Annotated in this window: 12 protein-coding genes; 9 read left to right on the top strand and 3 right to left on the bottom strand. The window is 47.1% G+C overall.

What is annotated here, in order from left to right; genetic code table 11:
* The first annotated feature begins 480 nt into the window (after nucleotides 1-480).
* From nfsA to QFZ81_RS26485, 3 genes are all read left to right on the top strand, one after another.
* A complete protein-coding gene (gene nfsA / locus QFZ81_RS26495) occupies nucleotides 481-1,209 on the top strand; it encodes an oxygen-insensitive NADPH nitroreductase (protein WP_307439963.1) in 729 nt (242 codons plus the stop codon).
* Nucleotides 1,210-1,311: 102 nt separating this feature from the next.
* The gene (locus QFZ81_RS26490) at nucleotides 1,312-1,590 is read left to right on the top strand and encodes a hypothetical protein (RefSeq protein WP_373463721.1); all 279 of its coding nucleotides are present in this window, start codon (nucleotides 1,312-1,314) and stop codon (nucleotides 1,588-1,590) included.
* 178 nt (nucleotides 1,591-1,768) lie between these two features.
* Entirely contained in the window at nucleotides 1,769-3,097 is a 1,329-nt protein-coding gene (locus tag QFZ81_RS26485) for a DRTGG domain-containing protein (protein ID WP_056834429.1), read from the top strand.
* Here the strand turns inward: QFZ81_RS26485 and QFZ81_RS26480 are convergent.
* From QFZ81_RS26480 to QFZ81_RS26470, 3 genes are all read right to left on the bottom strand, one after another.
* A complete protein-coding gene (locus QFZ81_RS26480; protein WP_261302100.1) occupies nucleotides 3,094-3,387 on the bottom strand; it encodes a YtpI family protein in 294 nt (97 codons plus the stop codon). The two genes, QFZ81_RS26485 and QFZ81_RS26480, sit on opposite strands and share 4 nt — an antisense overlap.
* 94 nt (nucleotides 3,388-3,481) lie before the next feature.
* Entirely contained in the window at nucleotides 3,482-3,883 is a 402-nt protein-coding gene (locus QFZ81_RS26475; RefSeq protein ID WP_307439971.1) for a sporulation membrane protein YtrI, read from the bottom strand.
* Nucleotides 3,884-3,969: 86 nt separating this feature from the next.
* Nucleotides 3,970-4,302, bottom strand: coding sequence for a YtrH family sporulation protein (locus QFZ81_RS26470; protein ID WP_307439973.1), 333 nt, complete (start codon nucleotides 4,300-4,302; stop codon nucleotides 3,970-3,972).
* Between the two features lie 124 nt (nucleotides 4,303-4,426).
* Between QFZ81_RS26470 and QFZ81_RS26465 the strand changes: the two genes are divergently transcribed.
* From QFZ81_RS26465 to pyk, 6 genes are all read left to right on the top strand, one after another.
* A complete protein-coding gene (locus QFZ81_RS26465; protein WP_307605374.1) occupies nucleotides 4,427-8,056 on the top strand; it encodes a DNA polymerase III subunit alpha in 3,630 nt (1,209 codons plus the stop codon).
* 71 nt (nucleotides 8,057-8,127) lie between these two features.
* A complete protein-coding gene (locus QFZ81_RS26460; RefSeq protein WP_057307279.1) occupies nucleotides 8,128-8,628 on the top strand; it encodes a phosphatidylglycerophosphatase A family protein in 501 nt (166 codons plus the stop codon).
* A 174-nt stretch (nucleotides 8,629-8,802) separates the two neighbouring features.
* Entirely contained in the window at nucleotides 8,803-8,991 is a 189-nt protein-coding gene (locus QFZ81_RS26455; protein ID WP_029197080.1) for a hypothetical protein, read from the top strand.
* Between the two features lie 67 nt (nucleotides 8,992-9,058).
* Complete coding sequence (gene accD / locus QFZ81_RS26450; protein ID WP_307439979.1) at nucleotides 9,059-9,925, top strand: acetyl-CoA carboxylase, carboxyltransferase subunit beta; 867 nt, start codon at nucleotides 9,059-9,061, stop codon at nucleotides 9,923-9,925.
* Nucleotides 9,915-10,889: an acetyl-CoA carboxylase carboxyltransferase subunit alpha gene (locus QFZ81_RS26445; RefSeq protein ID WP_307439981.1), complete on the top strand. Its 975-nt coding sequence runs from the start codon at nucleotides 9,915-9,917 to the stop codon at nucleotides 10,887-10,889. The genes accD and QFZ81_RS26445 overlap by 11 nt, the downstream gene beginning before the upstream one ends.
* On the top strand, nucleotides 10,882-12,636 hold the full coding sequence (pyk, locus tag QFZ81_RS26440) for a pyruvate kinase (RefSeq protein WP_307439983.1): 1,755 nt from the start codon (nucleotides 10,882-10,884) through the stop codon (nucleotides 12,634-12,636). Before QFZ81_RS26445 ends, pyk begins: the two co-directional genes overlap by 8 nt.
* Nucleotides 12,637-12,699 lie beyond the last annotated feature (63 nt).

The following is a 12,699-nucleotide window of genomic DNA, read 5'->3' as shown; positions in this document are numbered from 1 at the left end:
CGTCCTTCTCAGCCTTCAACCCAGACCTCACACGCTGTAGTCGGCAGCTGAGAGGTCTTTTTTTGATTTACTTCATAGTCGCACGATTCCTACGAGTTAAATACTCCTGATATCATTCTAGTTGCCGTCTGGGGAGAGAAATGCAGGGAAGGAGAATAGGCTCAGAAAACGCGCTTTCGGCGAGTGAAGATCGAGATAAGGTCGGTAACAGAGCTTAAAGTTAGCGGGAAGAGCGTTGAAGTTGGAGTAGGTAGGCTGAGAAGTCGATTTCGGAGCTTTCAGCTGAAAATGCGCACTTTTGGCAAGCAATAGCGGTTATTTATTTGAACATTCCTCCCGGGTATAGGATAATTGCAGAGACGGATTGTTGGACAGTCTGGTTCAGTGAAGTCGAGGTTGCTCAGATTATGACAGTTTGTCGACCATATCGGTGGAGACTTTCTAAATATATTCTACATATAGAAGAGAGGTTGTTGAAGAATGAACGAAATCATTTCTTTATTGCAAAATCATCGCTCCATTCGTAAGTTTACGAATGAGCCAGTAAGCTCGGAACAGCTGGACGCTATTCTGGCAGCCGCTCAAGCGGCATCTACATCCAGCAATATGCAAGCGTATAGCGTTATCCACGTTACGGATGACGGGCTGAAGAACCAGCTTGCCGCACTAGCCGGCAATCAAGCTTACGTCAGCGAGTGTCCGCTGTTCCTAGTGTGGTGCGCGGATTTGCACCGCTACGCGCAGGCTGTCCACCGTCACGGGGACACCCCGGTAACTGGCAACGCTGAGAATTTCATCGTTGCCACGGTAGATGCTGCATTAGCTGCACAAAATGCAGCGATTGCCGCCGAATCACTCGGACTCGGCGTAGTGTATATTGGCGGGCTGCGCAATAAGCCCGCTGAGGTGTCCCAGCTGCTGGGCTTACCGCAGCTGGTGTACCCGGTCTTCGGCATGTGCATCGGCATGCCGGATCAAGAGCCGCTGCAGCGGCCGCGGCTCCCGAGAGAAGCCGTATACCATGAGAATCGGTATACGGATAACGAAGGAGCGGTCGACGTGTACGACGAGAGCATCCGCGACTATATGAAGGTTCGATCCGGCGGCAAAGTCGATACGACCTGGTCCAAGGATATGGCCGCCAAAGCACAGCGGCCGCGAGAGCATATGAAACCCTTCCTAAGCACCCAGGGTTTCGAGATTGAGTAAGCCTTAATCTTTCGCTTTGAACATATAACAAGAACTTGTCTCATACAATGACATTAGTATGAGATAGGTTCTTGTTTATCTAAAGCGAAAGGAGTGATCATTTTGAAAGGCTTTAAAAATGTCGTCTACATGAGCTTAACTTTAGGCATGCTATTTTACTCCATTCCCCAATTGGAGTTCCGAGATGCAGGGTCGCTGCCTATGGTGTTCAGCGTCGTCTGGATCGTGATGGCCCTGCTTGTGACAGCCTCTCATTTGCATCAAATACTTGGTGTGGATGAAGAGAAACGCAAAGAGATGAGCCGCATCAATCGGATGAAAAAATGGCAGTTGGAGCAGCTTGTTCAAGGTCGCCGGAAACTTCTGCAGTTTCGCAAGTAGCGAAGAAGAGATTTCATTTTGACAACGAACGTATGTTTGCTATAATACAAATAAAGTATCCAATCCAATAGGGTTGGATTTTTTATTTAGAAAAAGCTGATTTCATTGTTCTTGCGCTTTGGAACGATTATACTAGTAGTACAGAGTAATACAGGAACAAGCGAATGAGGTGTAACAGTTGGACACACAATCCGTGGATACGTTAACGAAGCATGAACAGATTTTGCGCTATATTGAAAGCTTGAAGCTTGGCAGCCGGATCTCCGTTCGCAAAATTGCCAAGAACATGGAAGTCAGTGAAGGAACGGCTTACCGAGCTATTAAGGAGGCCGAGAATCAAGGTCTGGTCTCGACCAAAGAGCGAATCGGGACCGTAAGAGTCGAGAAAAAACTGCGGCAGAACATTGATAAGCTCACATTTGCTGAAGTCGTGAACATGGTCGATGGGCAAGTTCTCGGTGGCTCACGGGGACTCCACAAGACGCTGCACAAGTTCGTTATCGGCGCGATGGAACAGGATGCCATGATGCGCTACATTGAGGCGGGCAGCCTTCTTATCGTTGGTAACCGCAACCGTGCCCATATCTGTGCTTTGGAACAAGGCGCAGGAGTGCTCATTACGGGGGGATTTAACACCAGTACAGAGGTGAAAGTCCTTGCAGATGAACTGGAACTACCGATTATTTCGAGCAGCTACGATACATTTACAGTTGCCTCCATGATTAATAGAGCCATATACGATCGATTGATCAAGAAGAAGATTATGCTTGTCGAGGACATCCTGGCATCAGGTGCTTCCCTATATGCCCTCAAGGCAAATAGTACACTGAAGGACTGGCAGCGCATGTCAGAGGATACAGGGTACAGCCGTTTTCCTGTCGTAGACGAGTGGAACCGAATTATTGGAGTTGTGACCTCGAAGGATATGGTGGGCGCTAATTCTCTACAAACGGTAGATAAGCTTATGACGCGCAGTCCGCTTACTGTTACGCCCCAAACTTCGGTAGCATCAGCGGCCCACATGATGGTGTGGGAAGGCATTGAACTGCTGCCAGTCGTAGATACAAACCGCAAAATACTTGGCGTGCTTAATCGCAGCGATGTGCTGAAAGCCATGCAGTATATTCAGAAGCAGCCGCAGAATGGTGAAACGTTCGAGGATTTAATCTGGTCCGGACTGGAAGAAGTCAGAGATGAGAAGGGGACACTTCAGTTTCATGGCGTTATTACCCCACAGATGACGAATCATTTGGGGACGGTATCGGAAGGTGTTCTTACAACACTGATGACCCAAGCGGCCTATCGCATCGTGCAGGAACATAAGAAGGGGGATCTCGTCATGGACAATATGTCGACCTATTTCTTAAAACCGCTGCAAATTGACTCCAAAATAGAAATACGACCCACCATCATTGAGGTGAGCCGTAAGTTTGGCAAAATTGATGTAGAAATTTATCATGCTGGGACTTTGGTTTCCAAAGCGATGCTAACCGCTCAAGTCATTTAACGCAGCATGCGATCGAAGTGCCCGTGATTGCGAATGCCGGCGAATAAGTTGAACAGACCTAGCAAGACCAGCACGGTGCCGAAGATACGGCGAAAGCTGGATTCACTAAAGAAGAAGATTTGGGTGATGGCAATCAGAACGAGCATCAAACCCATGCAAATATTCATGCGGGCCGAGTAGAGACCGCGTTTGGCGGGCTCCTTTTCACGGCGTGCCCGAAAGCTGAAATACACGGATAAGGCAAGCAGCAGGCAAATAAGAGAGAATAAAGTGATTTGAATCGCGAACATGTGGTTAATCCGTCCTTTTAAGCAAGTTTACTGTTAACTTTAGCGATTTTAGGAGGAGATTGCAATCACATCTCGCTTAAATCTTGCCAAGTCCTCATGTTCGTTTTTCCTGGGCTGTAATCCATACAGTTAATTCAGTCTGAATTAACACGATCGATTTCACTTCAACGATATATTTTTTATCATGCAGAATGTAGGTCTTTTGGGTGATCAGTTTCTCATAGAGAGGCTGAGCGTCTTTTACGTAAGTAGCTTTTTGACCGATGACGAGCTTGAGCTCGCTTTTAATATCGCTCTCGATTTCTTTCTGAATATCTTCACTAATGAGTTCTTCCTGATTTTTCGGAACTAAATGTACGTTGACGATATTAATTAAGGATTGCTTATTTTTGGTCTTGTTTAAGTTGTCGATATCGGCACGTAAATCACGATTTTCTTGCAAATATTTATGCATCTCCACATATAGTTGCGTGTAGTTATATTGATGAATGCTCATATAGACCGCGCTCCCAATGATAGCTCCCGAAAGCATCAGTCCTAAGCTCGAAAGCAGACGTTGATATCGGGCAAAAGGAGGGATCCTCAAGGCTGATTGCCCCCTTTGCAGATCATTTGAATAAGTGAAGTGCCCATCTGAGCTCCTATAAAGGCAACAATAATCAGCACGATTTGCTTAATAGCAGGATTCAAATGCCCTATAGCTACATGGCTTTCAATATAGCGTATCGGGTCAATCGTGCCGCCAACAGCAGCTACCATGGCCCAGATTTTAATGTTTTCTGAAATGGTCAGCATTTTTTCCGTCGGTGATTGAAGCGTGAGCACGGCTGCTATTCCACTTAACATGCTGCCTCCAAATACGACCCCGAATGCAATACAGAAATACACGATAATATTTGCCCAAAAGACATACATGTCCTTATCGCTTCCTTTCCAGCTAAGTTAAAGAGGACAAACTCTCTATACTTAATGTATGGGAATGCCTAGCACCAATATGATAAAATATAAGGAATAAAATGAAAGAAGGGAGGACATGCTGATGAGTTCGTTTGTACACTTGCATGTTCATAGTGAATACAGTTTATTAGACGGTGCGGCACGTATGGAGGAGCTTGTTTCGCAAGCAGCTAATCTTGGCATGACCTCTCTGGCATTGACGGATCACGGTGTCATGTACGGGGCCATTGCCTTCTACAAAGCCTGCAAACAGCGAGGCATTAAACCAATTATTGGTTGTGAAGTCTACTTCACAGCGGGATCTATTCGCGATAAAGGGACTAGACAAGAACAGCCGATTTATCACCTCATCCTGCTTGCCAAAAATTTTCAAGGCTATCAAAATTTAATGAAGCTCTGTTCAATCGGACATTTACAGGGCTTTCATTATAAACCCCGTATCGATTTGGAACATTTAGCCAAGCATTCAGAGGGACTTATTTGTTTGAGCTCCTGCTTAGGCAGCGAGGTTTCCCAGCATTTGCTTCACAATCGTCATGATGAGGCCAAAAAAGCGGCGGAGCGCTATCGTGATATTTTCGGCGATGACTTCTTTCTGGAAATTCAAGATCATGGGATGATTGAGCAGAAAAAAGTGATGATTTCGATGATCGAGCTGAGCAAAGAAATCGGAATACCGCTTATTGCCACGAATGATGTGCACTATGTGACTGAACCAGATCACGTGATGCAAGACATTCTCATTTGCATTGGAACTGGCAAAACGGTTGAGGACACAGATCGGCTTAAGATGGGGACGAGTCAGATGTATTTGAAAAGCGAGGAGGAGATGAGACGTTTATTCGTCCATGTCCCCGAAGCGCTTACGAATACGAGCGTTGTAGCTTCACGCTGTGAACTCGAACTGGAGTTCGGTAAATCGATTTTGCCTAGCTTTCGTCCGATTCCAAATCACCTCACAGCTGGAGATTATTTGCGAGAGCTCTGTGTGCAGGGGCTGGAGCAGCGTTATTCTGCTAAAGCAGAGTGGCATACAGCGGATTCACCGCTGCGGAAACAAGCAGAAGATCGTCTATCTTATGAGCTCAGCGTCATTGAGAAAATGGGTTTTTCCGATTACTTCTTGATCGTATGGGATTTTATTCGTTTTGCGCACGAAAAGAGTATCATGACCGGGCCGGGCAGGGGATCTTCTGCCGGAAGTCTAGTTGCTTATGTACTGCGCATTACGAATGTGGATCCACTGAAATATAAGCTGCTGTTTGAACGTTTTCTTAACCCTGAGCGGATTACGATGCCGGATATTGATATCGATTTTAGCGATGAACGCCGGGATGAAGTGATTGACTACGTGGTTGCCAAATATGGTCACGAGCATGTCGCGCAAATTATTACCTTCGGAACGATGGCGGCCAAAGCCGCGGTAAGGGATGTCGGACGCGTATTAAATGTACCCTATGGGGATGTTGACCGTGCGGCCAAGGCGATTCCGAATCAACTAGGTATGACCTTATCGGAAGCACTTCAGGTTAGCTCTGATTTAAAGGGGCTGGTCGCAAGACAGCCTAAGACGGCAGAATTGCTTGAAATGGCGATGCGTGTTGAAGGAATGCCGCGCCATGCTTCAACGCATGCAGCAGGGGTTGTCATTTCGAGAGAACCGTTAACGCAGTATGTCCCTCTCCAAGAAGGCACGGCTCAGACAGCTCTTACCCAGTATACGATGGAGCATTTGGAGGCCATCGGACTGTTGAAAATGGATTTTCTTGGCTTGCGGACGCTGTCTATTATAGAACGTACGGTTGATTGGATTGCACAAATGGAAGATGTGCGCCTCAACTTTGATTTACTGGACATGGATGAGGATGCCTTGACCTACGGTATGCTTAGCAAGGGAGAAACGACGGGCGTCTTCCAACTGGAATCATCTGGTGTTCGCAAGGTTTTGAAGGATTTGAAGCCCTCTGTGTTTGAAGATATTATTTCCGTTCTGGCCTTGTACCGTCCAGGTCCGATGGAGTTTATACCTAAATATATTTTTGGAAAGCACGGACAGATGGAGGTCGTCTATCCGCACCCCACGTTAGAACCTATCCTTCGAGATACGTACGGCATTATCGTCTACCAAGAGCAAATTATGCAAATTGCCTCATCAATGGCAGGTTTCAGCTTAGGCGAAGCAGATTTGTTAAGACGAGCGGTGTCCAAGAAGAAGCGGGAAGTGCTGGATGAAGAACGGGCACATTTCGTTTCGGGCAGCTTGCGTCAAGGTTTTAACGCCGATGAGGCTAATCATGTGTATGATATGATTGTGCGTTTTGCTGACTATGGTTTCCCGCGTGCGCATGCAACGGCTTATGGGGTGCTGGCATTCCAAACAGCTTATTTAAAAGCGCACTATCCGATATATTTTATGGCCTCTATGTTAACGGCTGTCATGGGGAATCATCGGAAGGTAGCCGAATATGTGGATGAATGCCGGCGGGTGAAATTGGCTGTGCTGCCGCCTGATGTCAATGGCAGCGGAACGGTATTTACACCGGATCCTGCGGCCGGGGCGATTCGTTTCGGACTTGCTGCGATCAAAAATGTAGGCACTCAAGCGATTGATGCTATTCTTAATGAACGGAAGCAGTCACCATTCGAGAGCTTGCTTGATTTCTGCAGACGTGTTGATTTACGCGTATGTAATAAGCGAGTAATTGAATCGCTCATTCAAGGTGGAGCTTTTGACACACTAGGCGGGCATCGAGCTCAGCTGATGGCTATTCTCGATGAAACCATCGCCTCTGCAACCAAATGGCGCAAGGAACGGGATGATCTGCAGCTTCACCTCTTCGGCTTCGTTGAAGAACCGAACTGGGAGGTTGAGGTTCCGAACATTCCTCCGATGCCGCAAAGTAAACAATTGGAGCTCGAGAAGGAACTTCTTGGCATGTATATATCCGGACATCCGCTTGATGCCTATACGGAGCAACTAGCGGAGATGGAAGCGGCTATGCTTCATCAGTTAGCCGAGCTGCCAGATAACAGTGAGGTTCTTGTAGCGGGGATGATTCTCTCAAATAAGACAATCGTCACCAAGAAGGGGCAGCCCATGGCGTTCATGGAGCTGGAGGATCGCATCGATAAGGTCGAGGTAGTCTTGTTCCCCGAGACCTGGAAGAATACGGCTCCCCTCGTGCAGAAGGGCAGACTCGTCCTCGTCCGGGCGAAGCTGCAGCTTCAGGACGAGGACCCGCCCAAGCTGCTCGCGGAGCAGCTTGTCGCGCTGGACGACCCTGCGGGCGTCCAGCGGCTCCGCCGGCAGCCAGGGGCGCATAGGCGATCAGCTGACGTAGTCAGCGATCCGCCTGCGCGCACGGCTGCCGTCTCAGGCGGCGCACGCAGGGCCGCCGCTGTAACACAGGCGCCCCCTGTGACGGGCCGCCAGGAGTCCCGCGCTGCGGCGCAGCCGGCGCGCGGGAACGCTGCGGAGCCGAAGGCGCAGCGGGTGTTCGTCAAGATCTCGGCTGACTGCGAGCAGCCGGATAAGCTGCTGCAGCTGAAGGCGCTGCTGAAGCTGCATAAGGGAGGGCTTGCGGTTGCGCTTTTCTACGAAAGCAGCAACAAGCTCTTGGCCCTGAGCGACCAATATTTGGTCGATCCTTCGAAGGATTTGTTCCGTATGATTGAGACCATCATGGGTAAAGATTCGGTCAGAGTGAAATAAAGATTGCATCCTCCGCATATGAATAGGAACCCGGCATTTCAGGGGCTTATTACATGCGTAGGAGGAGACTTATGACCGAACAACATATGATCCAGTTGCTGCAAAGACGTGGTGTAACGGTAGAGCAAATCTCTGAAATTGTGTTCAAGCTGCAAAAGCCCTATAATGATCAACTTTCGCAAGAAGAGTGTATCGAAAGTGTGCTGGCTGTTCTCGCCAAGCGGGAAGTGCAGTATACGCTTTATACGGGCATTGCTCTTGATGAATTGGCAGAGAAAAAGCTGTTACCCGAGCCTTTGCAATCGATTCTTGAAGCGGATGAACCTCTGTTCGGCGTCGATGAAACTCTGGCCCTAGGCATTGTTCATGTATATGGGATGATTGGCTTAACTAGCTTTGGCTATTTAGATAAGGAAAAAATGGGTATTATCCGAACATTGAATGATGATCGAAGTTCTGTGCATGTTTTTCTGGATGATTTGATCTGTGGTTTAGCAGCAGCCGCTTCTGCCAGAATCGCTCATCAGAATGAGCATGCGCCTGATTATAGCAGTAAATTACGTCTGGACTAGCTCAAATAGTTCAGACTTCACTTTTTTTAATGATCGTGCTCTGTTGCGGGCAAAAGAGAAATTATGATATCATTATTCCATTGTGTGCGCCTATGCTTATGTAGGATGTTAATGATCATCGTTACTAACTTGCCCTAATCCATGTAGTTGCACGTCATAGGAGGTTTTTTTTTCATGTGGACGGTGATATACATAGCTCCTACCGCGAAGATTGCAGAGCGGATTAAACAGAGGCTGACGGAAGAAGGATTTCTCGTACAAGTTCGGGGTATCTCCTTATCCAAAAATCAGTTCGAAATCGTCGTACCAGAAGGCGAAGTAGAGGAAGTACAGGAAGTGCTCAATTCTATTTTACATAGATAATGAAAAGTAGAAGTAAGTAACGTGGCTTGTCAGAAGTTCAAGATAATAGCCAAGTAGAGGTGGAAATGTGCTAAAGGATTTATTTCAAAAGCGTAAATATGCAACGATTCCTTCTGAGAAAACAAAACGGGATATTCCCGAAGGTTTAATGAATAAATGCCCGAAATGCGGTACGATCCAAACGAGCAAAGAGCTTGAGAAAAATCTAAAAGTTTGTACAGCTTGTGGCTATCATTATCGATTAAGCGCGCCCGAACGTATCCAATTAACGCTCGATGAAGGTCAGTTTTTGGAATACGACGCAGACATGATCTCCGAGGATCCTTTGGAGTTCCCTGATTACGTAGAGAAATTAGATAAAGCGAAGAGTACAACGAAATTACAAGATGCAATTATGACCGGGGAAGGTACGATTGGTGGCTATCCGGTTATTGTTGCGGCTATGAGTTTTGACTTCATGGGTGGATCACTAGGCTCCGTTGTTGGGGAGAAAATAACCAGAGCGATCGAAGCTGCAATTCAAAAGAAAGTACCAATTATCATTTATTCAACATCAGGTGGAGCTCGTATGCAAGAAAGCATTCTAAGCTTGATGCAAATGGCGAAGACAAGCGCTGCTTTGTCCAAGCTCGGCGCGGAAGGCGGATTGTTTATTTCTATTATTACAGATCCGACTTTCGGCGGTGTTTCTGCGAGTTTTGCTATGCTAGGCGATATTATTATTGCTGAACCGGCTGCTCCATTTGGATTTACGGGGCGTCGTGTTATTGAACAAACGATTAAACAGAAACTGCCGGACAATTTCCAGACATCTGAATTCAATCTCGAGCATGGTCAGCTCGATAAGGTCGTAAGCCGTAAGGATATACGTCCTACGTTAATCAAGCTGTTAGACATGCACGGAGTGAAGGGGGAGGCGACTTATGGCGGGTGAAATGCCGTTTGAACAGCCGCTGGCGGAACTAAAGAAGAAGATTGCGGAACTGCGTACTTTTGGCGCTGAGAAGAAAATTGACTTTTCAGAGGAAATCCGCCGTTTGGAAGAAAGATACGTTGAACTCGAAGTTGAGCTTTATGCGAATATGTCTTCTGCTGAGAAAATGCAGTTGGCCCGCCATCCGCAAAGGCCGACAACGATTGATTATATTGGCACCATTTTCACAGATTTCATAGAGTTTCATGGTGATCGCCTTTATGGAGATGACCTTGCGATTGTAGGTGGATTAGCCAAGTTGAACGGCATTCCAGTTACGGTTGTCGGTCATCAAAAAGGGAAAGACACGAAGGACAATATTGCTCGTAACTTCGGTTGTCCGCATCCGGAAGGGTTCCGTAAAGCGCTGCGTTTGATGCGTCAAGCGAACAAGTTCAAGCGTCCTATTGTGACGTTTATTGATACCAAGGGGGCATTCCCTGGGAATGCTGCAGAAGAGCGCGGCCAAGGAGAAGCGATTGCCAGAAATTTACTGGAAATGGCCTCTTTTCGTGTGCCGATCATCTGTATTGTTATTGGGGAAGGCGGCAGTGGCGGCGCACTCGGCTTAGGTGTAGGTAACAAGGTGTTAATGTTGGAGAATGCTATCTATTCGGTTATTAGTCCCGAAGGCGCGGCTTCCATCTTATATAAAGATGCTTCCAAAGCTTTACACGCGGCAGAAGCAATGAAAATTACTGCGGATCATATCTTGGAGCTTAAGGTGATCGACGGTATTATTCCAGAGCCTAAAGGTGGCGCACACCGGGATTTAGCAGCACAAGCAGAATTGATCAAAACAGCTATCTGGGAACAGCTTCAGCATTTGCTAAGTATGAACGAACAGGAGCTACTCGAGGACCGTTACCGCAAATTTAGAGAGATCGGCCGGTTCACATTCACTCAGGAGGGAAACCATGCGTAAAACGAAAATTGTCTGTACCATTGGACCTGCAAGCGAATCACAAGAGAATTTGAAAAAGCTTCTAGAAGCGGGAATGAATGTTGCCCGTCTTAACTTCTCCCACGGAGATTTTGAGGAGCATGGCGCACGTATCCGCAACCTTCGCGCTGCATCCGCTGAGACAGGCAAAGTAGCTGCTATTTTGCTTGATACCAAAGGACCGGAAATTCGTACGGGAAAATTGAAAGAAGAGCCGATTGAGCTTGTTCAGGACAAGCACATCATTTTGACGACAGAAGAAATTTTGGGCGATGCTGACCGTATCTCGGTTACGTATTCGAATCTGCCGCGTGACGTTGCTGTTGGATCTACCATTTTAATCGATGATGGTTTAATTGGTCTTGCGGTTGTTGATGTTCGTGGAACAGAAATCGAGTGCCGCATTGTTAATGGCGGAACGATTAAAAGTAAAAAAGGCGTTAACGTGCCAGGAGTGAAAATCAGTCTTCCGGGTATCACGGAAAAGGATGCCAACGATATCGTCTTCGGTATCGAGCAAGGCGTAGATTTCATCGCGGCTTCTTTCGTTCGTAAAGCAAGTGACGTTATGGAAATTCGTGAATTGTTGGAAAGACACAATGCTTCACACATTCAAATCATTAGTAAAATCGAAAACCAAGAGGGCGTTGACAACTTAGACGAAATCCTTGAGGTATCCGATGGTCTGATGGTTGCTCGTGGGGATCTAGGGGTTGAAATTCCAGCTGAAGATGTTCCTGTTGTCCAAAAACAGATGATCAAAAAATGTAACATCGTAGGTAAGCCGGTTATTACGGCAACGATGATGCTCGACTCCATGCAGCGTAACCCGCGTCCAACGCGTGCAGAAGCAAGTGACGTAGCCAATGCGGTATTCGACGGAACGGATGCAGTTATGTTGTCCGGTGAAACAGCTGCAGGTAAATATCCGGTTGAGTCCGTTCAAACGATGGCCCGTATCGCTGAACGTGCGGAAGAGGCATTGGAATATAAAGAAATTTTCCTTCGTCAAGCTCAAGCACAGCAAGTTACAGTAACAGAAGCGATTTCTCAAGCTGTCGCTAACTCTGCGTTGGAGTTAGGTGCAAAAGCGATTCTTACGGCAACGGAAAGTGGATACACGGCAAGAATGGTATCCAAATACCGTCCGAAATCGCCGATCATCGCGGTTACTCCTAGTGAGCAAGTGATTCGCCGCTTGTCTCTTGTATGGGGTGTTATTCCGGTAATGGGTGTGCAAGCGAAAACGACGGACGAGCTGTTCAACCTTGCGGTAGATAGCAGCATTAAAACAGGTATCGTGTCTCTTGGGGATATCGTCGTTATTACAGCAGGCGTTCCCGTTGGACGCTCCGGAACTACGAACTTGATCAAGGTTCATCAAGTAGGCGAGATGATTGCCAAAGGAACAGGTATCGGCATGCAAACGGCAAGCGGTATCGTAGTAACGGCTCGTACACCTGAAGAAGCCAATGCGAAAATGGTTGACGGTGCTGTACTTGTAACCGTAACGACGGACAAAGAATATATGCCAGCTGTACAAAAAGCTTCAGCGTTGATTACCGAAGTTGGCGGAATCACTTCCCATGCGGCAGTAGTCGCTTTAAGCCTTGGAATTCCAGTCATTGTAGGCGTTGAGAACGCAGTGGAATTAATCAAAGACGGCACAGAAGTTTCGATTTATCCAGAAGTTGGCGTTATCTACTCTGGTCAAGCGAGCGTTCTGTAGGTATAGCAAAGAGTGTAGCGAGATTATTCTCGCTTCACTCTTTTTTATTTTAAACTAGCACCG

The sequence above is a fragment of the Paenibacillus sp. V4I9 genome, from assembly GCF_030817295.1.
In the GTDB taxonomy this organism is placed as follows: Bacteria; Bacillota; Bacilli; order Paenibacillales; family NBRC-103111; genus Paenibacillus_E.
Note: the sequence above shows the minus strand (reverse complement) of the source record. Positions and strands in the feature narration are given on the sequence as shown.